Consider the following 21,996-nt stretch of genomic DNA (forward strand, 5'->3'; position numbering starts at 1 on the left):
CCCGCGAGGAAGAACCGCGGTGGTCTGTAGAGTCCGCAGCGGGCGCCTTTCATGCCGCGTCCTTCCGCGTCATCAATGCGATGAAGATGTCTTCGAGCGACGCTCCGTCGTACCGCGCACGCAGGCTCGCCGGCGAATCGACTGTGAGGAGACGGCCACGGTCGATGAAAGCCACCCGATCGCAGCGCTCGGCCTCGCGCACGTAATGGGTAGTGACGAGCACGGCTGTTCCGGCACGACCGACATCGCCGATCAGGCGCCAGAAGGCATCGCGCGATACCGGATCGACCCCGGAGGTCGGTTCGTCGAGAAACAGGACATCCGGCTGGTGCAGCGCGGCGCAGCCGAGCGCGAGGCGCTGTCGCAGCGCGCCCGACAGGTTCTTCACCAGGCTGCGTTCGTGCCCGCGCAGCCCCGCGAGCCGCAGCACCCACGCTCGCCGATCGGCCATCATCTCGTCCGCGAGGCCATAGAGCGAGCCGAAGAACTCGATGTTTTCGTCGACGGTGAGGTCGACATAGAGGGAGAACCGTTGCGACATGTACCCGATGCGACCCTTGGCCGCCGCCGGGTGGGCGGCCACGTCGATGCCGGCAACCCTGATGCTTCCCCCGTCGGGGGGCAGGATGCCGCACAGCATCTTGATCGTCGTGCTCTTGCCCGAGCCGTTCGGACCGAGCAGTCCGAAGATCTCCCCGCGCGACACGGAGAAGCTCATGTCGTCAACGGCAACGAAGGCGCCGAAGCGCCGGCTCAAGCCGGCGACGCGGATGGCCTCGCCTTTCGTCTCGGGCCGCGGGCGGTCAGGTGCCGCCGGCTCGGCCCCGGCGTCCCCCGCGAGGAGCACCTTGACCCTCTCCTCGAGATCCCCCCCGAATGCTGCCGGACGATCGCAGGCGAGCACGTGCCCCCCGGACAGAATGGCGACCCGGTCGCAGGCGACCGCTTCGTCCATGTACGAGGTGGCGACGACGATCGTTTTGCCGCGCTGGTGGAATTCGCGCAGCATGGTCCACAACTCCCGGCGCGAGATCGGATCGACACCGAGCGTCGGTTCGTCGAGCACGAGGATGTCGGGCTCGTGTATGAGGCTGCAGCAAACGGCAAGCTTCTTCTGCATGCCGCCCGACAGTGCGCGGGCCCGGCGGTCGAGGAAGGGGGCGAGGCCCGAGAACCGCAGGAGCTGTTCGCGCCGCGCGACGAACGCGTCCGGCGGCACGGAGCGGATGGCGGCAAAGAATTCCAGGTTTTCGGCCACGGTCAAGTCGCCGTAAAGCGAATACGCCTGGGCGACATAACCCAGGGAAGCGTTGATCCGCGCGGCGTCGCGGACGCTGTCGAGCCCCGCGACCGTGACGCTGCCCGCGCTGGGGTCGAGGATCGCGCACACCGTCTGCAGAAGCGTGGTCTTGCCCGCGCCGTCGGCGCCGACGATGCCGAAGAGTTCTCCGTGCCGGACGGCCAGCGACACGCCGTCGAGGACGGTCCGCGCGCCGAAACGGCGCGACAGCGAGCGGATGGCGATCACGTCGCTACCGTTCATCCGCCAGCCCGACCCTGATCCTGACGTCGGCAGGCATGCCCGGCTTGAGCACGCCATCGGGGTTCGCGAGGCGTACTTTCACGCCGAACACGAGCTTTTCGCGCTCGTCCTTCACGTGCACCTCCTTCGGCGTGAACTCCGCCTGCTGGGCCACTTCGCTGACTGCGCCGACGAAGGTCCGGTCGGGATAAGCATCGACGGACACGTTCGCCGCGCTGCCCAGCCGGACGCGCCCGACGTCGCGCTCCGCGACGTAGACCCGGACGTATAGATCCTCGAGATCGACCATCGTCGCGATTGGGCGGCCGGCGGCGACGAGTTCGCCGGGCTCCACGAGCTTCGCCATGACCGTGCCCCGGGACGGCGCGACGATTCGCGTGTCGGCAAGCTGCGCCTCGATCTCGGCCACCCGGGCGCTCGCCGCATCCACCTGGCTCGCGGCGCTGGTGCGAGCGGCAAGGACGCGATCGCGTTCGGCCGCGATCCGTTTGACGTCGCGTTCGCGGATCTCGATCTCGCCCGTCGCTGCGCTCGCCTTGTCGCGCTCGGCGAGCGCCTCCTCGGCGGCCCGGCGCGCGGCGGCGAGCCGGGCTTCGGAGGCCCGTCGACGCGCGGCCACTTCATCGAAATAGTTGCGGCTCACGAACCCTTGCGCGAGCAGGTCCGCGAAGCGCTCGTAGACCTTGCCGTCCTGCGCTGCCTGGGCCTCGGCCGCCGCCACCTCGGCGGCAGCGCGCGCGAGCGCCTCGCGTGCGCGATGCACCTCGTGGGACGCCGTGCCTGCCACCACGCGGGCACCGAGCTGTGCCTGCCCGGAGGTCTCGTCGAGCACTCGCGCCTGGGCGTCGAGCTCTGCGACCAGACTCCGCGCCGCAGCCACCTGCGCACGCGCCTGTGCCGATCGCGCCTCGAGTTCGCGGGCGGCGATCTGCGCCACGAGCTGGCCGGCGGCCACCCGATCGCCTTCGCGCACGGCCACCACCTCGGCGATGCCGGGAATGCGCGCGCTGAGCGTCACCTCCGTGCCGCGTACCTGGCCGTTCGCCTCGAGGACGTCGCTGACCGGGGCCGGACGGAGCGCGAACCAGCCGATGCCGAGCGCGAGGAATGCCGCCACGACGGCGACGACGGCATTGCGTGCATGGGTCTTCATTATCTGTGCTCTGCCAGACCCGCCCGTCCCGCTGAGTTTCAACGACGCCTGTATTCGAATACCGCTTCGACCGGCTTGGCAGTCCCCGGCAGCTGGGCTTCGATCGTGACGCGGTACGGCCCCTCGCCATACAGGGCGAAATAGTTGCCGAAACTCACCGTGTCCTCGATGCGCATCGGCTCGAGTTTCTTGCGTGTGCCGGCCATGCCCAGTTCCGCCACCGTCGCCTTCACTTGCGCGTCGGTGATGCGCGCCCCCTTTCTATCAAAGAGCGCGACGAGCACGTGATAGTCGTCCTTTCCCGTCGGTACGCCGCCATGCATCGTCTTCTCTTCGTGCGTGGCAGGATGCTTGCTCGCGACCTTGGCGGGCAGGATGCCGTAATAGACGTCGATGCCGTCCACGACCTGATGGAGTCCCGTTTCGACGGCCAGCGCCGTCCCCGAGGCTGCGAGCCCAAGTGCCAACACCAGCGCGTGACGCTTCTGCAAGAGTTGTCGCAACATGATGTCCTCCTTCTCTCCTCGTACGGTCTATCGGCCGGAATTCGCTACCAGTTCCCGCCCTCGCGACGCCGGCGCCGGATCACGATCGCCCCCCACACCAACAGGACGGGGCACGCCAGCAGCAAGGCGACAACGATCGCGGTCCACCAGGATAGCCCCCATACCCTGAGGATGGCTGCCGCGGCCAGGATCATGGCCGTTGGGCAGAGCCAGCCCCATCGGTCGATCGCGCGCCGCCAGGTTTCGTTGTGCGTCTTCACAATGTTCCCAGCTTCCTGCGCTTGAGCAGTGCCGAATTGACGATTACCGACAGCGAGGACAGGGCCATCGCCGCGGCGGCGATGATCGGGTTGAGGAAACCGAGCGCGGCGACCGGGATGCCGATGCTGTTGTAGATGAAGGCCCAGAAGAGGTTCTGCTTGATCTTCGTCATCGTCGCGCGCGACAGGCGGATCGAGGCGACGACGTCGCGGACGTCGTTGCGGATCAGGATGATGCCGCCGGTCTCCTTGGCGACGTCCGATCCCGAGCCGATCGCGATGCCGATGTCGGCCGTGGCGAGTGCCGGTGCGTCGTTCACGCCATCGCCGACCATCGCCACCTGCTTGCCCTGTTTCTGCAGCGTCTGAATCACCTTCGCCTTGTCGGAGGGCAGCACGTCGGCGATCACGGCGTCGATGCCAAGCTCGCGGGCGATCGCATCGGCCGTGCGGCGATTGTCTCCGGTCAGCATGACCACTTCGACGCCCTCGCCGCGCAAGGCGGTGACCGCTTCCCTCGCGTCCGGCTTGAGCGTGTCCGCGACGGCGATGATGCCGGAAAGCTGCCCGTCGCACGCCACCAGCATGGCGGTCTTGCCATCGTACTCGAGGCGCGTCATCGCTTCCTCGGCGGCAGCCGCGTCGATCCCGTCGGTCTCGAACAGGCGCCGATTGCCGAGCGACACGCGGTGACCCTCGATTTCGCCGCGCACGCCGTGCCCCGGCACGGCCTCGAATTTTGCGGTAGCGGGCAGCGCGAGACCGCGGTGCAGGGCGGCGCGCACGATCGCTTCGCCCAGCGGGTGTTCGGAACCCGATTCGAGCGCCGCGGCCAGGCGCAGCACCTCGTCCTCGGACCGCTCGCCCAGGACCTGGACGTCGGTGACGATGGGTTCGCCGCGCGTGAGGGTGCCGGTCTTGTCGAACACCACCGTCGTGAGCGCCTGGGCGCGCTCGAGCACCTCGCCGCCGCGGATGAGGATCCCGCCTTCGGCGCCCTTGCCGACGCCGACCATCAGGGCCGCCGGCGTGGCGATGCCCAGCGCGCAGGGGCAGGCGATGATCAGCACGGCGATGAAGGCCAGCAGGCCCTGCGGAAAGTTGCCCGTCGCCCACCAGCCGAAGAAGGCGAGAAACGCGACGCCCACGACGGCGGGCACGAAGTAGCCGGTCACCTTGTCGGCGATGCGCTGGATCTGCGCGGTGCTCGCCTGGGCATCCTCGACCATCTTGATGATCTGCGCCAGCGCGGTTTCTGCGCCCACCTTGGTGGCCTGGAAGCGGAAGGATCCGGTGCGGTTCAGCGTGCCGCCGATGACGGCACTCCCGACCGTCTTCTCCACCGGCATCGATTCGCCGGTCAGCATGGATTCGTCCACCGAGGAGCCGCCCTCGAGCACCATGCCGTCGGTCGGGATCTTCTCCCCCGGCCGGACCACGACGACCTCATCGACCATGACCGATTCGGCCGGTATCTCCATCTCCGCTCCGTCGCGGATAACGTGCGCCGTGGCGGGCTTGAGGTCGAGCAGCCTGCGCACCGCCGCGGAAGAGCGCTTCTTGATCAGCTCCTCCATGTAGCGGCCGAGCAGCACGAAAGCGATGATGACCGCCGAGACCTCGAAATAGACATCACGCTCCTCGACCTTGACCGGCAGGACGTCGGGGAAGAACAGGACCGCAACGCTGTACAGGTACGCGACCGTGGTGCCGAGCGCGATGAGGAAATCCATGTTGATCGTGCGCGTCCGGATTGCCGTCCACGAGCCCTTGTAGAAGCTCCAGCCGCCGATGAACTGCACGGGGGTGACCAGCAGGAAGAGCCACATGCCCCACGTGAACCAAGGCAGTGCCGGGATCGGCGCCCAGGTGACGATGGTGGCCCCCGTCGCCAGAGTAAGGAAGGCGCCGGCACGCAGGATTGCCAACGCCAGCACACCAGTGAGCGCGACCGTCACCCGTGTGCGCATCGATTTCAACTCGGCCTCGGGCGACTCGAAGGTGCGCTGGCAACCGACGCTGCAGAAGTAGTAGGTTCGGCCGGCGCGCTCGGTCTTGAGCGCGGTGGCCTTGTCGACGACCATGCCGCAGATCGGATCCTTTGCCTGGGCCTTCGCCGCCTTGCCGGGTGCGGCTACAGGCGCAGCAGCATGGCCGTGGGCACCGCCCGAATGGGCGTGGGTATGGTCATGTGTGGCCTGCGAGGAGGGGGCCGCGGCGGCAGCGGGCGACCCGAGGTAGGCCGCGGGATTCGCACGGAATTTGTCGAGGCAATGCGCCGAGCAGAAGTAGTAACGACGTCCCTCGTATTCGGCGCTGCCAGCCGCCCTCTGCTCGGTGACGTCCATCGAGCATACCGGATCGATTGCCATGATCGACTCCTGCTGCAGTCTTGCCCCGCGCGATGAGCCCCCGGCCGGAATCGAAGCCGCCCCCGGGCGCGGAGTCGCCGGGAGCCGGTGCGTTGGCTACCTAGCCGGTACCGCTGTTCGTCCCGCCTGCCCGCGCATCGACTGCTCCATCATCATCTGCATCATGTCGAGGCGCTTTTCCATCTGTTGCATCCGGGCCATCATGCCCATCTGCATGCTGCCGTCGCCGGGGCCGCCCTGTTGACCCATCATGGCGCCCATCATGGCGCCCATGCCCGAGCCCATCATCGGGCAGCCCATCATGCCGCCTTGCATTCCGCGGGCCAGCGTCATGTTCTCCTGCATGGTCAGCATGTGTTCGGCAATGGCCTTCTGGCGATCCTCGTCGGTTTTCGCCTTGGCGACGCGGTCAAGCTGACCCTCCATCTTCTTGACGTTGTCCTGCATCTTCTGCAGCGTCTGCGCGGGCGCGTCGGCGGGAGCTTGCGCGGCCGCGGCTGCCTGCTCCGGATGGTGGGCGTCGTCCGCATAGGCAGGAACGGCCAGACCCAGGGACGCCGCCATGGCGGCTATGAGGATGCTTTTCATGAAATGACCCCTCCTGCGAATTTTCATCGACATCCGGCGACCACGGCAGAGTCTCGGTGCACCTCAACGACGCCGGGCAGGATGAGAGGCGTCGCTGAGGTGACGGGAGTGCACATTGCCGTGTGACAAAAGCAGTATGCACATCGGTTTCCGACTGCAGCATGACCCGAACATTACATCTCTGTCAGCCGTGACCCGGGAGGGGCAAAGGACTCTCGGCCCAGCGCGCTCACGCGCTCTATCGCCCCCCTGTCCCGATTCCCTTACAGGGACTTGGAGATTTCCATGAGCGGCTTGATGCCGGAACCGAACCGGGCAATTGCTTCGCGGTGCTGCCGCAGTTCGCTGTAGGGCAGATAACGGATGCCGAGTTCCGCCACGCGGGAGAACGCGGGTCGCCGCAATTGCTGTTGGACCTCGAGCTGCCGGTTGTCCGGCGCGACCAGGAACAGCGGGCTGCGCGAGGCGATCTCGGTTCCCAGGGCCAGGTCGAGCATGCGCACGATGCCGGAGTAGATGGACGTGGAATGCTCGACCTCGAATGCCGCGGCAACGCGGTCGCCGTCGCGCGACACCCACAACACGTCGATCAGGCGCACCGAATCGAGCCCGCCGGCAATCGCGTCGGGAAGGGCGGGCAGGCAGCCATCCGCGAGCCGACCGGCGCCGTACGTGCGACTCCTGTCGTTCGATGCGATCCACACGTGATGGCCCAGCGCGAGGCCGAGGTCCCGCAGCCAGCCCTGGATCTCGGTATGGGTGGCATCGTTTTCGCATTCCTGCCGCAACCGCCGCTCGGCCGCGGCCTCGTCCCGGACGCGCTGCAGGTCGGCGGCCCAGGCTTGCATGGCCGCATCGTCATGTGCGGGGGGTGGAGCCACGTAACGGCCGGAACCGATATCGAACATCAGGCCGGCGATTGCGCCAAGGTCATTGGACAGCTGTGCCCGATGCCGTTCGTTGAGCCGGACAAGACCTTCCCGCATCGAAAGATAGTGATCCCAGCGCCCGAGCTTGACGCTGCTGCCGGTCAGGGCATTGAATCCCTTGACGATCGCCGTATTGAACGGCGCCATCAGGGTCGGGTGAATGAAGTAGAGCAGATTGGCGACCGCGGGGCCGAGACCCTTGATTCCCAGCACGTCGATGCGGCGGATTGCGCCGTCGATGGCTTCCGTCGTGTCGCAGCAGTCGCAGGAATGAAGCAGGTGGCCAAACGCGCGTTGGTTGGCCGCGTTCTCGTAGATGTCGGGAATGCGGAGCTTGGGCTTCCAGAGGAATGCGTGATCGGCTCCCTTGAAGATTTGCCGCTGCTCGGCGATTGAACCCACCACGGTTTCCAGCGACGATCCGCGATAGGCGTTCCCGAAGCTCCCGGCCTCGATCTCCCGCACGACCTGGGCGATTCCGCGCCGGATCGAGCGGAAGTTCTTGAGGCGCTCCTCCCACAGGAACCAACTGTTGTAGGTGCTGTGCGGGTCGGACTTCCACTGTTGGATCAGGCGTGCCACGGTGTCGTGCTGCATGGAATCTCTTCTCCCGTGTAAAGGCATCGATGCCTGCGAAACCGAAATGACATGAATGTAATCCGGCCGTCATCGGAGCGTCGAGCCGCGGCGATTAGCATGTGGGTGCTCTTTCCCAGCTGAAGTCTCTGGATTCAGGGGAAGAGCCATCCGACCAGTTGTCGTTCAGACCCGATATTACGAGGAAAATCATTATGCTCACCAAGATCCTATCCGCGGTTGCCTTTGCCCTGATGGCGTCCTCGGCAATGGCCGTCGACCAAGGTGGCGTCGAGCAGTCAATCCTGCTGACGGACGGATCGACCGTATACATCTTCGAGGACGGAAAGATGGCGATGGAAGACAAGTTCGGCCGGGTGGCAAGAATGCAGGAGGGGCATGTCATGGAGACCCGCGACGGCCAGAAGATTGTCATGAACGGCGACGAGATCTGGCGTCTCAAACGGGCGCTTCATCCGAACCGCGGCGGACGCTGAGAAGCCGGGGCGATCTGCTTCGCTCGGCGGTGCGCCTAGTTCGTCGCCCCATGCCGCGTCGGCTTGCGTACTGCGAGTTCGAGCGTGGAAGTCGTACGAACGTGACCAGCGGGTCCGCCGGGGCGTGCCGAACTGCGCTCCGGCTCGGGAACTTCGCCGGTCCATTCGTATGCGACCGATCCCGACGGATGCCTGAACCGGCCCGGGTCGGAATAGTCGCCCGGTTTCTGGCCGCGGCGCACCTGCATGACCGTGAACATGCCGCCCATCTCGATGGCGCCGAACTGGCCTTGACCCGTCATCATCGGCAGGGTGTTGTCGGGCAGCGGCATTTCCATCTCGCCCATGTCCGCCATGCCGCGTTCGCCCATCAGCATGTAGTCGGGCACGAGCTTCCGGATCTTCTCGATGAGACCGCGGTGATCGACGCCGATCATCGTCGGCACGCCGTGCCCCATCGCGTTCATCGTGTGGTGCGACTTGTGGCAGTGCAGCGCCCAGTCGCCTTCTTCGTCGGCGACGAGCTCGATCTGGCGGATCTGGCCGACCGCGACGTCGACCGTGACTTCCGGCCAGCGCGAGGCGACCGGCGTGGGACCGCCGTCCGTGCCGGTGACCTCGAACTCGTGGCCGTGCAGGTGAATGGGGTGGTTGGTCATCGTGAGATTGCCGATGCGGATGCGCACGCGGTCGTTGCGGCGCACGTTCAGCGAATCGATGCCCGGGAACACGCGGCTGTTGAAGGTGAAGAGGTTGAAGTCGAGCATGGTGCTCACGCGCGGCGTGTAGCTGCCCGGCTCGACGTCGTAGCTCGACAGCAGGAAGCAGAAATCGCGATCGACCGCGCGGATCAGCGGGTGGGTGTCCTTCGGGTGGGTGATCCACATCCCCATCATGCCCATCGCCATCTGCACCATCTCGTCGGCGTGCGGGTGATACATGAAGGTGCCCGGCCGGCGCGCGACGAACTCGTACACGAAGGTCTTGCCGGGCGGGATCTGCGGCTGGGTCAGGCCGCCGACGCCGTCCATCCCGTTGGGCAGGCGCTGGCCGTGCCAGTGGATCGACGTGTGCTCGGGCAGGCGGTTCGTGACGAAGATGCGGACACGGTCGCCCTCGATGACTTCGATCGTGGGGCCGGGTGACTGGCCGTTGTAGCCCCACAGGCGTGCGGTCATTCCCGGCGCCAGCTCGCGCTCGACCGGTTCGGCGACGAGGTGGAACTCCTTGATGCCGTTGCGCATGCGCCATGGCGCCGTCCAGCCGTTCAGCGTGACGACGGGGTTGTACGGGCGCCCGGAAGGCGGAGCGAGCGGCGGCATCGTCGCCGCGCTCGTCTGGCTGGCCGCCTCGGGAAGCGCGGCGAGTGCAACCCGGCTCACGGCCGAGGCGGCCGCGAGCAAGCCCGCGCCGGCGAGGAAATGTCGACGGGAGTTCATGGATGCAATCTCCGGATCAGCGTCCGCCGCCGCCCCCGGCATCGCCGGGAGGGGGGCGGCCCTGCAGGGAAACGGGTGCGACAGGGGTACCCAGGAGAGCCGCCTCGAGGGTGGCATCGGCGAGCCAGAAGTCGCGCTCCGCTTCGATGGTCTGGATCACGCTGCCGATCCGCGAGCGAGCATCGGCAAGGAGCTCGAAAACGCCCGCAAGCATCCCGTTGTACTGGAGCACCAGCTCGTCGGAGATCGTCTGGCGCAGCGGTACGATCTCCTCGCGGCAGTGGCGGGCGAGTGTCCACGTGGTGCGCCAAGCCGCATGGCTCTCGCGCACCTGTGACGCCGCGTCGGCGCCGACCTGCGCGGTGCGGTTCAAGGCCGCCAGGTAGCGCGCCTCGGCGCCCGCGCGGGACGCGTCGCCGAAGTCGAAGAGCGGCAGGGGTAACTCGACTTCGAAGCCGCGCTGCCGGCTCTGGCCCGTCTCACGGTTGTCGATGCCTGCTATGTGCAGACCGTTGACCACGCTGGTGACCCGCGTGAGGCCGAGGTCGCGCGCTGTCGCTTCGAGGTCGGCACGGACAAGCCGTACGTCGAGCCGTTCGTCGAGTGCGGCCTGCGTGACTTCCTTCTCGTCGCGTTCGACGGTGGGCAGGTCGGGCAGTCGCTCGGGTAGTTCGAGTCGTGCTGCCTGAGCGGTCGGCAAGCCGAGGAGGCGTATCAGCGCTTCCCGTGCCGCGGCTGCATGCTGTTGCGCACGGGCCAGCTCCGCGACCGCATCGGCATGGAAGGCCTGCTCGCGTGCGCGCTGCAGCCGGCTGAAGTTGCCGACGCCCTGCATGCGTCGCGCGAGCTCGGCGGCTGCCTCCGCGGCGCTGGCCACGTCCTGCTGATAGTGGGCGATCTGTTTCGCCGTGACCGCACGAACCCAGGCGCGCCGCACGTCGGTCACCAGCGTCACCAGGGCCACGGAGGCCTGCAGGCGCGTGGCCTCCTGACGCTGTGCCGCGCGCTCGCGCCGGGCCGGGAGCAGCAGGATGTCGAACAGCGAGATGCCGAGCGCCCGTCCGATTTCGAGTTCGCGTCCGTCGTGACCGTCGCGCACGAGCCGCTCGAAGGTGAACACGGGATTGGCGATGCGTGCCGACCGGGTCGCGTCGGCGGAGGCCGCGGCCGCGTCGGCGAGCAGGGCCTGCAGCGCCGGGCTGTAGCCGAGCGCGATGCGGACCGCTGCGTCGGCGCCGAGCGGGGATGCAAGCAGCTGGTCGACCTCCTGTGTCATGTCGCGGCGTGCTTCGTCGGTCCGCAGCCACCGCAGTTCGGACCCGAGCCGTTGGCGGCCGAGCTCGTCGAGTGTCGCGAAATTGTCTTCGATCACGCTCGTGGCACAGCCCGCGAGCAGCAGGGACGTGCAGAGCGTCGCGAACGGTCGGGTCGCTCTCATTGCGGCCCCCCGTGTGCCTTGTGGGGCGCCTCGCCGCTCGGCTTGGTCGCGTCGCGAAGATGGCCGCCGTGACCTTTCAGGCGTCCGACCTCGGCGTTCGCTGCGCGCCAGTCGCGCATGGGTTCGTCCGCCGTGAAGGGGCGGTATCCGGCGAGCGCCGGCGCGGCCGGTCTTGTCGCCTCCTCAGGCGATGCGGCCGGGGGGGAGTCTGGGCGCTCGTTCACATGCTGTGCGGCGACCGCCGGATTGGCCAGCACCGCGAGCAGGGCGAACAGCCCGCACGGCTTGAGTCTCTGCATGGGCGACCCCCTCGGGGGCTGTTGTTACTTGCCGCGCTCTTTGGCCGGCATTGGGACATGTTGCGCGAGATCGCCCGTCAGATCGTAGACGCCGAGATTACATCTTTGTAAGGTAAGCGATCCGCTGCGAGCGAGTGCGATTGATCCCGAAAGCCGCTTCCGGGAGATGCATGCGGCGCCCCCATCTTCGCGACCCGTCTGGCGGCCATGAAATGACAAAGATGTAATGACGGGGTCAGCCTGCGGTCGGGGAGTGGAGTCTAGGATGGGACTGACCCGCTCAAGGGAGCACATCATGCATGCGCACGACCATCCCACCCGGACGACCTCGAAGACCCCGTCCAACGACACGGGAACCCGGCGTGCCCGCTGGGTTTTCGGCGGATTCGCCGTGATTGGCGCGACGCTGCTCATCTTGGAGCACCGTACCCATGTGCTGGGCATCCTGCCCTGGCTGTTCCTGCTTGCCTGCCCGCTGATGCATTTGTTCATGCATCACGGCCACGGCGGGCACGGACACGGGGGGAGCGGCGAACCGAAGGACGGAGGCAAGGAATGAGCGATGCCAGTCAGCGAAGAGTGGTTGGGCTATGCACCGCCGGACGCCCGCTTTCCTTCCGCGCTAAGGGCGACGACGCACGTCTGCCGGATAGCGCGTCGCGGCGAGGGGGCGGAACGTTGCCGCGGACGTGCCGAGACGGACTTGCGTAGCGGGGGCGGAAATTGCACGAGCACGATGCCATCGAACCGACCGGCATGCCTTCACCGGCCGGAGGGGAGCCGGATGCAGGCCGATGCGACTGCTGCGGCCGGACGGTTGCCCATTCCCTGCCGGTGCAGGACGACGGCGCGCATGTGTGCGAGCCCTGTTTCCTAGACCGGCAGCGCGCCACACGGGGGACTGCCGAAGACCCCTACGCGACGTTCGCCGAAGCGCTTGCCGATCTGCTGGACCTGCGCGAGCATGAAACCGGCCAGCACTCGCGCCGCGTTGCCTGCCACACGCTCGTCCTCGCGAAGCGCTGCATCGCCGACGCACGCCAATTGCGGGAAATCTATTGGGGAGCGTTGCTGCACGACATCGGCAAGATCGGTATCCCCGACCGGGTGCTGCTCAAGAACGGGCCCCTCCGCGCCGACGAGTGGATGCTCATGTGCCGGCACGCCGACGACGGCTATCGGATCGTCAGCCGTCTCCCCGGAATGGCCGACGCCGCCGATATCGTCCTGTGCCATGAGGAGCGTTTCGACGGCACCGGCTATCCGCGCGGCCTGCGCGGCACGGAAATTCCGCTCGGTGCCCGGCTGTTCGCCGTCATCGACACGCTGGATGCGATGACTTCGGACCGGCCGTACCGCAAGGGCTTGCCTTTCGATGCCGCGAAGGCCGAGATCGTGCGTATGAGCGGCGCGCAATTCGACCCCCTGGCAGTGGATGTGTTCATTGCCGAGGAGACGACCTTGAGACGCATGGTCGCACTCAAATGCAGCGAGGTGCCGTAGCGTCAAAATGCCGCCGTGTGCGCTGCCACACCGCACCACCAGGCGTCGGAGGTTCTTGTCGCCGCACTTGCTGATGGCGGACAGGGGGTACGAACAAAGTGGGAGGGAGGTCGATGGAGCTTTCAGCAACTCGCGACAAGGTTGCGACCTGGCTCGAACTGGCGGTTGCGCGCGACGGATGCCGCGACAGGCGCCGCGTGCGCGTTCATGCGATCGGGGAGCGCGGCGACGATTGCTATGCGATCTCGTTGGACGGGCGGTGGCTGTGTGCTGGCTCGGGCCAGCTGACGGTTTTTCATGGCTTGGGCGCCGCGCTGCATTTTCTCGAGGTGCTGCGGATTGCTCATTTCGAGGCCGGTGCCAGCACCAGGCTGCCATCGATCCGCGGCAATTGCTACTGTCTGCGCATGGACAGGTCCAGGGGGCTGCTGCGGTGCGGACGCATGCGAGCGAAGTGCGACAGCGCGGCCTGATATTCGATGCGTTCCTATCGCAGGGGCATCTCCGGGTTACAGCAATGTAATCCGGTGGTCACGCTCGCGTAGTCGAGCGCCGCTTACACTTCACGTAACTTTTCAAGAAGCAGCGGTCACTGAGCCGCTCCGTGCAACCCCCAACGCATCCGTTCAGACGACATGTCCGAAACGGGAGTCGTCGAATGACCGTAGTCGCGACGCTCCCGATCGGAATGCGCGAGGGGCCCACTACGAACACACTCATCGTCGCTTGGTCTGACCGCCCGCATGCGGCAGCGGCAGGCGCACCCACGGACCTTGAGGCACGTCGCGCCGGCGAGGGGTGTTCGGCAGTGGGATGGCCGCCCGGGAAGGAAGTGATCGCGATGCACGTGGCAATTCGGCTGCTGCAGATCAATCTGGCGCTGTGGGGGCTGGTCCTCCGGTGGGGGCTTGCGCGCAGCCGCTTGGCGCGTGGTCAAACCGCGCCGCCGCAGCGCTTCGCCGCCACGCTGGAACGGCTCGGCACGACTTTCGTCAAGCTCGGACAGGGCTTGAGCCTGCACCGCGAGTTCCTGCCTGACGACTATGTGACGGCCCTGCAGAGGCTGCACGACCGCGTCCAGTCCTTTCCTTTCGAGCAGGCGCGTGCGGAGGTGGAAGCATCATTCGGGCGCCCGCTGGAGGAGCTGTTCGCGCAGTTCCAGCCGGAGGCGTTGGCGGCGGGTTCCATCGCCCAGGTGCACCGCGCGACGACCCGCGACGGTCGCATCGTCATCGTCAAGGTGCGCCGTCCTGGCATCCGGCGGCAGGTCGAGGAGGATATCCGCATCCTGCGCTGGTTCGTGAGGAGCGTCCTGTGGCTGCTGCCGGGCCTGCGCGCGATCAAGCCGTTGGAGCTGGTGGACGAGCTCGCGCGCAACCTGCACAAGGAGATCGATTTCCGTCAGGAAGCGCACAACATCGCCCGTTTTACCGAGATGTTCCAGGGATCGCCCACGGTCTATGTGCCCGGCGTCGTGGACGATCTCTACACGGACTGGGTCATCGTGCAGGAAATGAGCCCCGGCCGGCGCATCGACGATGCGGCCTTCCTGCCCCAGGGGCCGCGGCTCGCGGGGAATCTGGTGGACGCCTACCTGCACCAGTTCTTCGTGGAAGGCGTCTTCCACGGCGATCCGCACCCCGGCAACCTCTTCGTGCTCGACGACGGACGCATCTGCTTTCACGACTTCGGGCTGGTCGGTTTCCTCGACCGGCGTACGCGCATGGGCCTCATCGCCTTCATGATGGCCTTCGTGCAGCAGGACGGCGACTGGCTCGTGGATGCCTATCTCGACCTGGGTGTGCTCGGCGGCGCGCTGGATCGCAAGGAGTTTCTGGCCGGCATGGAGGAACTCGTCCAGGACTATGCGCGCAAGCCCTTGAACGACTGGTCCTTCGGCGAGGCCTTCCTGCGCATCGCGCGCATGGGCCACGGACGCAACGCGCGCCTGCCGCACCATCTGCTGGTCCTGCTGCGGGCGGTGTTCCTGATGGAAAGCACGGTGCGGCGGCTCGACCCGCGGTTCAGCCTCGTCGAGGGGCTGTTCAACAAGGCGGGAGACCTACTGGAAACGGCAGGCGGGGCGGGGCATCCGGGGGCCCGCTTCGAGTACGAGGCCTTCGTGTCGTTGCGGCAGCTGCCGTCGGACCTGAGCAGGGCACTGCACCGGATCCGGGCCGAAGGCATCGAGCTGTCGGTCTCGCACCGGGGCCTGGAGCGGCTGCAGGAGGAGATCGACCGCACCGGGCGACGCGTGTCGCTGGCGCTGGTGACGCTCGGGCTGTATGTCGCATCGTCCCTACTGATGCAGCACAGCATCGGGCCTCGCTGGGGCGACATCCCGGTGCTGGCGATCCTGGGGTATCTGCTGGCCTTTTGGCTGAGCTGGCGCCTCGGCCGGGAGATCGGGCGGCGCTGAGACATCGGGGAGCGACATTCAGGGGGATCCGTTGCAGGGCGGAGAAGTGCAGGACGTAAGCCTCTACGTCACGACGATTGCAAGGAGACTGCTGTGATGAGGATGCACAAGATATTCGTCTCGACCTGCTCGGGGTGTCGATGGCCACAGCGTTTCCGGCCTGGGTCGGCGCCGCAGAACATTCCGAGCAGGCCAAGCCGGGGCCACAGCGATCAGGAGCGTGAGCGAGGTGAGGGGGGAGAGAAATGAACGAAACTCCAGCCTACGGTCTGTGGTCCTTGGTCGTGCTCAATTCGGCGATCTTCATCCTTTTCGCTTTCAGTTTCGCGAAACCGCAGAGCAGGCGGGACTGGCGTTCCTTCGGGGCCTTTTCGGCCTTCATCGTCGCGCTGTTCACGGAGATGTACGGATTCCCGCTGACGATCTACCTGTTGTCGGGCTGGCTCGCGAGCAGGTTTCCCGGCACGGACTTTCTCGCGCATGACTCGGGCCATTTGCTCGAGGTCATATTCGGCTGGAAGTCGAATCCGCACTTCGGCCCCTTCCACCTGCTGAGCGCGGTGTTCATCTTCGGCGGTTTTTCACTCCTGGCCGCCGCCTGGCGCGTCCTTTACGCGGCTCAACGTGCCCACCGCCTGGCGGTGGAGGGGCCCTACCGCCGGATCCGGCATCCCTAGTACGCGGGATTCGTCCTGATCATGGTCGGGTTCCTTTTGCAGTGGCCGACGATCGTGACGCTCGCGATGTTCCCCGTTCTCGTGTTCATGTACCTGCGGCTCGCGCGCCGGGAGGAACGGGAGATGGCGGCCGAGTTCGGCGACACCTACGCGCGCTACGGCGCGCGCACGCCCGCGTTCTGGCCCCAACTCGGAAGGGGCGAGCCCCGTGGGGAGACCCGGGGCGGCACGGGCGACGAAGGAGGCCGGCGCTCGTAACGGGGAAGCGTCGATTAGGAGGAGATGACGATGGTTGCCGACATGCGAGACATCTCGGTCGCAGAAGCCGAGCGCGCCGACACGCTGCGGGCGCGACGCATCCTTGCGCCCCTGCTGGGCGGCGCCAGCGCGGCGCCTGCCGTACGGCTGTGGAATGGCATGACCCTCGAATTCGGAGACGGCCGGCCGCGTTGCACGCTGTTCATCCACGATGCGCGGGTGCTGCGCGAGTTGGTCCTCACGCGCGACCCGTTGCGCCTGGCGGACGCCTATGTACGCGGTACGGTGGACGTCGAAGGCGATTTCGCAGATGTGCTCGCGCTGAAGGAGCACTTCGCTGCGCTGCGCCTGCCCCGATCGACAAGACTGGCGCTGCTCGCCCGCGCAATCGCTCTGCCGCGCCGCGGCGGGACTGCATGGCCGGGCGCTTGCGACAGGCGCTGGGAGGCCGGCGGCACGCAGGTCAAGCACTCCCGTCGTCGCGACCGTCAAGCCATCGCCTTCCACTATGACGTCTCGAACGATTTCTATCAGCTGTGGCTCGACGAGCAGATGGTGTACTCCTGCGCCTACTTCGAGCAGCCCGACGAGAGCCTCGAGCGGGCGCAACGCAACAAGCTCGACCTGCTGTGCCGCAAGCTGCGCCTGACGGCGGGGGAGCGCCTGCTCGATATCGGCTGCGGCTGGGGTGCGCTGTTGTGCTGGGCCGCGACGCACTATGGCGTGGAGGCGCACGGAGTCACCCTGAGTCGTAACCAGTTCGACTACACCCGACGCCGCATCGCCGAGGCCGGCCTCGGGGAGCGGGTTACCGTCGAGCTGAAGGATTACCGCGACATCGATGCAGCGGGGCGATTCGACAAGATCGCGAGCGTCGGCATGTTCGAGCATGTGGGGCTGCGCAACCTGCCGACCTATTTCGCGACTGCTCATCGCCTGCTGCGCGACGGCGGGCTTTTCCTCAATCACGGCATCACGCACGACCGCGAAGGCTGGCCGGATTCGGTCGGCACACGCTTCATCAACCGCTACGTCTTCCCCGACGGCGAGCTCGATACCGTGGGCAACGTGCAGCGCGCGATGGAGCAGGCCGGTTTCGAGATCTGGGACGTGGAAGGTCTGCGTCCCCATTACGCGCTCACGCTGCGGCATTGGGGCGAGCGGCTGGAAGCGCGGCGGCGCGAAGCGCTCGGGCATGTGAGCCCCGAGATCTTCCGCGTCTGGCGGCTCTACATGGCCGCGTGTGCACACGAATTCGCGCAGGGCGGCGTGGGCGTCTATCAGATCCTGGTGTCGAAGCGCGCGAAGGCGCAGCCACCCGTGCCGCTCACGCGGCGCGATCTCTATCGCGAGCGGGGAGCCGGGGACTGAAGCAATCCTTCCCACCCGGCTCCAAACGCGAACCAGCTTGGCGGAGTGCGCGACCTCACTCGCGGGATAATGTCAAACGCGCGTTGCTGTTACCTACAGGGAAGTTGATGCAGGGCGGGGCGGCCGGACATTCGCTGCGACGGATGCTTCGCCCCTCATATCCACTCGGCGCTCTGTTTAGAGGGCGGGACCGGATCGCGGGCGTGAAGGACTCGGCGCCTCCTGCTGCGCGAGTTCAGCCTTCACCAGCGCTTCGATGAACTCGAAGGCTTCGCCGGGAACCCTTTCGACCAACTGCTTACGCCGGTTCTTCGAGATCGCACCTCCGTTTTGCAGCGCCGACGCGATCAGCAGGTGCTGGTCGTTCGACCGCAAATCGAATTCCTCGTTTACAGCCCTGCTGATGCGGTCGAAGCTCGCGAGAAATTCGGTCTCCTGCCGCAGATCGACGTTAAGAGCTTCCTCAGCCATCCGGAAGCCGAATTCGACGCAAGGCGTGGCATCCCAGTAGCGATAGATCGAAGGCTGTCCCTTGAAGTCGAATGCGAATTGATCCTCGTCGATCCACGTCACATCCCACAGCTTGCGGGCAGGCTTCGAGAAGGACTGCAGGGCGAGCAGATACTGCTCCTCGTGGCGTTTCATCGCGATCGACACGGGCAGCAGCAGGCCCCGTTCCAGTTGGCCCGACTGACACAAGGCGTGATGAAACAGGAAACGCGATAGGCGGCCGTTACCATCCATGTAGGGGTGCAGGAACACGAAACCGAAGGACTCGACGGCTGCCGCAACGATCGGGTTGATCTGTTTGGACAGGCTGTTCGCCAGTGCCATGAAGGCAGGCATCAGGCTCGTCAGCAGATCGGGTGCCGGCGGCACATAGGTGACGCTGCTTGCCCCGCGCAGCCCACCACCGCGTAGCCAGTTCTGCTCGTGACGAAAACAGGCTGCCCGATCATATGGGTTCGAGATCGTCGAGGACTGCAAATCGGACAGGTACGCTTCCGTCAGTTCAACGTTCTCGTGCGCCTGCTGCAACAAGGCCACGAAAGCTTCGGCCTTGCGCGGGCTCGGGGTTTCCCGCTCGATCGCGAACGAACTGTCGGTTTCGCTCAGGTAAGCCCAAGACAGGGCGCGGTCAGCATTGATCGGCCCCAACGAATCGAGGAAGGCATTCGTTCGACCGAGGATGTCGCTCTCCATCCCTTGCCCCACCGCATCGGTCATGCGCACAGTCGGGCAGTAGTCCATCGAGCCCAGCCCATTGAAGCTGATCCGCCACTTCGGATTCCTGACGGTCGGGCCGGTCACGTACCGATCCGGGTCGAACAGGCTGCCGTACACGCCCGCCACGGCAGGCAAGTCGGACAACTCGCGCCCGGTGAACGACTCCCACAGGTAGCACGCTTGCCGGATGTAGAGCCCGGAGGGCGTCGCGCGTAAGCGCTGCATCAGATCCTCAGCGGGGATCTGCGGCATCGCTTCGGCGAGCACCTGCAGATTGATCCCTTCATGCCGAAGCGAAAAGAGCACATGATCGAGCGGATGGTCGGACTCGGGCGCAACGGTGCGCGGCACCTGCACGCCGTCGTTCGGCAGATGCATAATGCGCTGGACGGGCGCCACCCGCGCCGGATGGGCCAGCGGGAAGGCGCTCAGGTTGAGCCTGCGCCGAAGGAATTCGTAGCCAACCACGTCCATGAAACCTTGCCCTCGTGTTCGGATTTTTTGAAGCGGCACAGGATTTTTTTGATTCTTTGCCGTTTCGGCAAGTATTTTATACCTATAGGTATCCGGTGCTCACATCCCCGGTCCATCCCTCTTGCGCGATGACCGGCTGAAGATCTCGTTGTAAAGCTTCGCCCGCTGATACTCGTCCGATTCCTGGTAGATCTCGGTCAGCGTTTTCTGGCCGGCTGGGGCCAGCATCCCTGCGTTGCGCTCGGACTTGCTGATGCTCTGGGTGACCAGTGCGCTCGTCGGCATGTCGTGCAGGCCGTGACGAATCTTCCACTCCGAACGGAGGGCTATCTCGTCGATCGTCGCCATGTGCTGGGCGCTCGTCGAAAGCAGGCCGAGCTGGGAGTAGGTCCGGGACTACTGCGGCGGACTCCTGATGTTCGAGGCCGACCGGGCACTCGAAAAGCGAGAGGAGCCCCGCCCCGATCGTATCCAAATGACCCACTGCGACCGCAACCATATGCGTCAACGCTTAATGGCTGGATCTCAGCTTCTCGGACCCCACAGCGCGCGAACGCCAATCGTCGCGGTCATCCTCGAACATTACGGTGCCCCAATGTTAACGGCGCCTCGCGGAACTGCTCGGCAACAGCCAAGAGACACTGCGCGACGCCGTTTCCACCTTCTACGCCGGGTTCCCCACCCGGCCGTATTTTTTTACTGTGGCGGCGCGGCATCCGCCGAAACTCTGGACGGGTGTGGCGGATATCACATCGCGCCTCATGAACGGTACAAATGTCATGATCGCGCAGTGACGCCTCTCCCTAGTGGCAAGCGCCGTAAGTGTCTAGCATTATTCAACCACCAAAATTGGTGGCGATGGCACACAAAGGAAGGAATCCGGTGTGCTAAGGAGCTGCACTCCTGAAACACTGCACACTATTGGGGGGCATCATGCGCAAGAACGTCCTCGGCCTTTGCGCCGCAATTTTTTCGGGGCTGCTTTTGGCCCAGCCGGCATGGGCCGCAAAGAGCGTCAATATCGATGCCACCCCAGCCCAAAGCACCGGTGGAGTCACTGTTGACGTCAATGGCGCGACCGCCACGTACCAGTACACCATCTACGATGGCCAATCGGTTAGCGACACCATCCCGGTCGAGATCTGTATGACGGGCTACGAAACAGGCTGGACGAGCTTGGCCGTCACCTTCGGGACTCAGGGCGGCCCCCTTTCCGGCGTGACCCCCCCGGCCAATCAGACCTTCTCGGCCACCACACCCCCGGACTGCCGGTCGCTGACTATTGGAATCGCAACAGGTGCGCTCACCCTCGCCAATCCGAGCATCTCACAAAATTTCAACGCCAATTTCAGCCTGTCCGATACGGCGCCCAATCCCGCCACAGGAGCGAACAAGCCGCAGGCCAGCTTTACGGACGTCAGGAATATTCATGTCCAGGTTACTGTATTGCCGGCCCTCAGCAACGTGAGCTGCTTCCTGACCGACTCCGAGGGCAATTTCCTAACCGATTGCGCCGGCGTACCGGTCACAGCGTCCGGCAGCGATGACGGTCGGTTTGCCATCGTGGCAAACAAGAAGCTGATCGAGGTCGCGACCAACCCGGGCCAGTTCTATTACAATCTGGTCTGGCACAATGCCACGGGCATCAGTCAAGCGGTGAATGTCGGATTTGACCGCGAAGGTACGGTGGTTCCCAAAGGCCGGCAGGCGATCCATGCTGCGGTCTTCAATGGTTACCTGAACCCATTGACCCCTACGGAATTCGAAGAAGCCAATGTCAACGGGATTGCAGAAGGCGCTGACGATGCCGTCTCGGGAATCGAGGTTCCTGCGGGCGCCTCCCTGCTGGTCACCTACCATCTCGAGTGGTCGGGCCTCGGTTCTTCCGTCCCGGTGAACTGTGCGGCTAATTGCGCCGGCGCAAATCAGCGAGCCGCAGTGACGGGCCAGGTCAGCGGGGACGGCATTGTTACAGAGCAGTGCAAAGCCGAGGCGTACGGTTACAAGAAGAATTGACGGCGCCCTGGTTCCGACCAGACTACATCGACTAGGCGTTAAGCTTCTGAGGCCGCCCATAGAGGCGGCCTTCTTCCTTGTTCGCGTGAGTTCCTGACACGGTCCCGAGAATGTGCCCAAGGCGGTTCGTACCAATGACACGCCAGTAGCCCCATTAGATCGACATCACCTCTACATCGGAAAGCTGCTCGTGAACCTTTAAAAGTACGAGGGACCGGAGTGGGGCGTTGCTGACCTGGGGGTTAATGTCAAGTGCAGCGGGTTCGTTACCAGCGGATCGGAAGATCTTTCGATTTACCGGGAAATAGCGTCTGCAGGAACCCTGCCGATTCGCCGGCTGCATTTCTTGTCTAGCTGTTCAAGCGCTTTTCTCGCTTCCACTTCAAGTCGGCAGACAATCTTGTTCAAAGGTTCGACCTGGTCGGCAAAGGCAACAGATTGCCCAAGCGAG

Annotated in this window: 20 protein-coding genes; 9 read left to right on the forward strand and 11 right to left on the reverse strand. The window is 65.5% G+C overall.

All coding sequences use genetic code 11. From position 1 onward, the window contains the following. Positions 1–49 precede the first annotated feature (49 nt). The 6 genes from GO615_RS13905 to GO615_RS13930 all read right to left on the reverse strand — a co-directional run bounded on the left by GO615_RS13905 (position 50) and on the right by GO615_RS13930 (position 7,948). Positions 50–1,543, reverse strand: a complete 1,494-nt coding sequence (locus GO615_RS13905) for an ATP-binding cassette domain-containing protein (RefSeq protein WP_169129004.1) — start codon at positions 1,541–1,543, stop codon at positions 50–52. Then, the gene (locus GO615_RS13910; protein ID WP_169129006.1) at positions 1,533–2,696 is read right to left on the reverse strand and encodes an HlyD family secretion protein; all 1,164 of its coding nucleotides are present in this window, start codon (positions 2,694–2,696) and stop codon (positions 1,533–1,535) included. The genes GO615_RS13905 and GO615_RS13910 overlap by 11 nt, the downstream gene beginning before the upstream one ends. A gap of 38 nt (positions 2,697–2,734) precedes the next feature. Beyond that, on the reverse strand, positions 2,735–3,202 hold the full coding sequence (locus GO615_RS13915; RefSeq protein WP_246262283.1) for a hypothetical protein: 468 nt from the start codon (positions 3,200–3,202) through the stop codon (positions 2,735–2,737). A gap of 256 nt (positions 3,203–3,458) precedes the next feature. Beyond that, positions 3,459–5,834: a heavy metal translocating P-type ATPase gene (locus GO615_RS13920; protein WP_169129008.1), complete on the reverse strand. Its 2,376-nt coding sequence runs from the start codon at positions 5,832–5,834 to the stop codon at positions 3,459–3,461. Positions 5,835–5,930: 96 nt separating this feature from the next. Continuing rightward, the gene (locus tag GO615_RS13925) at positions 5,931–6,422 is read right to left on the reverse strand and encodes a hypothetical protein (protein ID WP_169129010.1); all 492 of its coding nucleotides are present in this window, start codon (positions 6,420–6,422) and stop codon (positions 5,931–5,933) included. Positions 6,423–6,685: 263 nt separating this feature from the next. Further along, positions 6,686–7,948, reverse strand: a complete 1,263-nt coding sequence (locus GO615_RS13930) for a type II restriction enzyme NmeDI-related protein (protein ID WP_169129012.1) — start codon at positions 7,946–7,948, stop codon at positions 6,686–6,688. 194 nt (positions 7,949–8,142) lie between these two features. On the opposite strand from GO615_RS13930, the gene copK reads away from it, so the two are divergent. Continuing rightward, complete coding sequence (gene copK / locus GO615_RS13935) at positions 8,143–8,424, forward strand: periplasmic Cu(I)/Cu(II)-binding protein CopK (protein ID WP_169129014.1); 282 nt, start codon at positions 8,143–8,145, stop codon at positions 8,422–8,424. Positions 8,425–8,459: 35 nt separating this feature from the next. On the opposite strand, the gene GO615_RS13940 is transcribed toward copK, so the two are convergent. From GO615_RS13940 to GO615_RS13950, 3 genes are read right to left on the reverse strand one after another with little or no spacing between them, the layout of a single operon-like run. Continuing rightward, positions 8,460–9,863, reverse strand: a complete 1,404-nt coding sequence (locus tag GO615_RS13940) for a multicopper oxidase family protein (RefSeq protein ID WP_169129016.1) — start codon at positions 9,861–9,863, stop codon at positions 8,460–8,462. 16 nt (positions 9,864–9,879) lie between these two features. Beyond that, entirely contained in the window at positions 9,880–11,301 is a 1,422-nt protein-coding gene (locus GO615_RS13945) for a TolC family protein (RefSeq protein ID WP_169129018.1), read from the reverse strand. Beyond that, positions 11,298–11,600, reverse strand: coding sequence for a hypothetical protein (locus tag GO615_RS13950; protein ID WP_169129020.1), 303 nt, complete (start codon positions 11,598–11,600; stop codon positions 11,298–11,300). The genes GO615_RS13945 and GO615_RS13950 overlap by 4 nt, the downstream gene beginning before the upstream one ends. 265 nt (positions 11,601–11,865) lie before the next feature. On the opposite strand from GO615_RS13950, the gene GO615_RS13955 reads away from it, so the two are divergent. The 7 genes from GO615_RS13955 (at position 11,866) to GO615_RS13980 (ending at position 17,828) form a co-directional block, all read left to right on the forward strand. After that, a complete protein-coding gene (locus GO615_RS13955) occupies positions 11,866–12,159 on the forward strand; it encodes a DUF2933 domain-containing protein (protein WP_246262284.1) in 294 nt (97 codons plus the stop codon). Positions 12,160–12,434: 275 nt separating this feature from the next. Then, positions 12,435–13,103 carry an HD-GYP domain-containing protein gene (locus GO615_RS13960; protein ID WP_339380032.1) on the forward strand — a complete coding sequence of 223 codons (669 nt, stop codon included), beginning with the start codon at positions 12,435–12,437 and terminating at the stop codon, positions 13,101–13,103. A 113-nt stretch (positions 13,104–13,216) separates the two neighbouring features. Further along, complete coding sequence (locus GO615_RS13965) at positions 13,217–13,576, forward strand: hypothetical protein (RefSeq protein WP_169129022.1); 360 nt, start codon at positions 13,217–13,219, stop codon at positions 13,574–13,576. Positions 13,577–13,944: 368 nt separating this feature from the next. Further along, positions 13,945–15,522, forward strand: coding sequence for an ABC1 kinase family protein (locus GO615_RS13970; RefSeq protein WP_169129024.1), 1,578 nt, complete (start codon positions 13,945–13,947; stop codon positions 15,520–15,522). 245 nt (positions 15,523–15,767) lie between these two features. Further along, positions 15,768–16,199 carry a hypothetical protein gene (locus tag GO615_RS29655; protein WP_439328732.1) on the forward strand — a complete coding sequence of 144 codons (432 nt, stop codon included), beginning with the start codon at positions 15,768–15,770 and terminating at the stop codon, positions 16,197–16,199. 21 nt (positions 16,200–16,220) lie between these two features. Further along, positions 16,221–16,457, forward strand: coding sequence for a methyltransferase family protein (locus tag GO615_RS29660; protein WP_439328733.1), 237 nt, complete (start codon positions 16,221–16,223; stop codon positions 16,455–16,457). Positions 16,458–16,487: 30 nt separating this feature from the next. Next, the gene (locus tag GO615_RS13980; RefSeq protein WP_211167105.1) at positions 16,488–17,828 is read left to right on the forward strand and encodes a class I SAM-dependent methyltransferase; all 1,341 of its coding nucleotides are present in this window, start codon (positions 16,488–16,490) and stop codon (positions 17,826–17,828) included. 177 nt (positions 17,829–18,005) lie between these two features. Here the strand turns inward: GO615_RS13980 and GO615_RS13985 are convergent, their stop codons facing one another. Both GO615_RS13985 and GO615_RS13990 read right to left on the reverse strand, forming a co-directional pair. Further along, entirely contained in the window at positions 18,006–19,529 is a 1,524-nt protein-coding gene (locus GO615_RS13985) for a Fic family protein (protein WP_169129028.1), read from the reverse strand. Positions 19,530–19,628: 99 nt separating this feature from the next. After that, positions 19,629–19,877: a hypothetical protein gene (locus tag GO615_RS13990; RefSeq protein WP_169129030.1), complete on the reverse strand. Its 249-nt coding sequence runs from the start codon at positions 19,875–19,877 to the stop codon at positions 19,629–19,631. 585 nt (positions 19,878–20,462) lie between these two features. On the opposite strand from GO615_RS13990, the gene GO615_RS13995 reads away from it, so the two are divergent. Further along, positions 20,463–21,545 (forward strand): hypothetical protein, encoded by a 1,083-nt coding sequence (locus tag GO615_RS13995; protein ID WP_169129032.1) that lies wholly within the window; start codon positions 20,463–20,465, stop codon positions 21,543–21,545. Positions 21,546–21,996: the final 451 nt, after the last annotated feature.

This window comes from Aromatoleum evansii, assembly GCF_012910805.1.
Taxonomy (GTDB): domain Bacteria; phylum Pseudomonadota; class Gammaproteobacteria; order Burkholderiales; family Rhodocyclaceae; genus Aromatoleum; species Aromatoleum evansii.

Coding starts and splice junctions, on each gene's coding strand:
- GO615_RS13905 (WP_169129004.1), bottom strand. CDS start 1,543: ATGAACGGTAGCGACGTGATCGCCATCCGCTCGCTGTCGCGCCGTTTC.
- GO615_RS13910 (WP_169129006.1), bottom strand. CDS start 2,696: ATGAAGACCCATGCACGCAATGCCGTCGTCGCCGTCGTGGCGGCATTC.
- GO615_RS13915 (WP_246262283.1), bottom strand. CDS start 3,202: ATGTTGCGACAACTCTTGCAGAAGCGTCACGCGCTGGTGTTGGCACTT.
- GO615_RS13920 (WP_169129008.1), bottom strand. CDS start 5,834: ATGGCAATCGATCCGGTATGCTCGATGGACGTCACCGAGCAGAGGGCG.
- GO615_RS13925 (WP_169129010.1), bottom strand. CDS start 6,422: ATGAAAAGCATCCTCATAGCCGCCATGGCGGCGTCCCTGGGTCTGGCC.
- GO615_RS13930 (WP_169129012.1), bottom strand. CDS start 7,948: ATGCAGCACGACACCGTGGCACGCCTGATCCAACAGTGGAAGTCCGAC.
- copK (WP_169129014.1), top strand. CDS start 8,143: ATGCTCACCAAGATCCTATCCGCGGTTGCCTTTGCCCTGATGGCGTCC.
- GO615_RS13940 (WP_169129016.1), bottom strand. CDS start 9,863: ATGAACTCCCGTCGACATTTCCTCGCCGGCGCGGGCTTGCTCGCGGCC.
- GO615_RS13945 (WP_169129018.1), bottom strand. CDS start 11,301: ATGAGAGCGACCCGACCGTTCGCGACGCTCTGCACGTCCCTGCTGCTC.
- GO615_RS13950 (WP_169129020.1), bottom strand. CDS start 11,600: ATGCAGAGACTCAAGCCGTGCGGGCTGTTCGCCCTGCTCGCGGTGCTG.
- GO615_RS13955 (WP_246262284.1), top strand. CDS start 11,866: ATGGGACTGACCCGCTCAAGGGAGCACATCATGCATGCGCACGACCAT.
- GO615_RS13965 (WP_169129022.1), top strand. CDS start 13,217: ATGGAGCTTTCAGCAACTCGCGACAAGGTTGCGACCTGGCTCGAACTG.
- GO615_RS13970 (WP_169129024.1), top strand. CDS start 13,945: ATGCACGTGGCAATTCGGCTGCTGCAGATCAATCTGGCGCTGTGGGGG.
- GO615_RS29655 (WP_439328732.1), top strand. CDS start 15,768: ATGAACGAAACTCCAGCCTACGGTCTGTGGTCCTTGGTCGTGCTCAAT.
- GO615_RS29660 (WP_439328733.1), top strand. CDS start 16,221: ATGGTCGGGTTCCTTTTGCAGTGGCCGACGATCGTGACGCTCGCGATG.
- GO615_RS13980 (WP_211167105.1), top strand. CDS start 16,488: ATGGTTGCCGACATGCGAGACATCTCGGTCGCAGAAGCCGAGCGCGCC.
- GO615_RS13985 (WP_169129028.1), bottom strand. CDS start 19,529: ATGGACGTGGTTGGCTACGAATTCCTTCGGCGCAGGCTCAACCTGAGC.
- GO615_RS13990 (WP_169129030.1), bottom strand. CDS start 19,877: ATGGCGACGATCGACGAGATAGCCCTCCGTTCGGAGTGGAAGATTCGT.
- GO615_RS13995 (WP_169129032.1), top strand. CDS start 20,463: ATGCGCAAGAACGTCCTCGGCCTTTGCGCCGCAATTTTTTCGGGGCTG.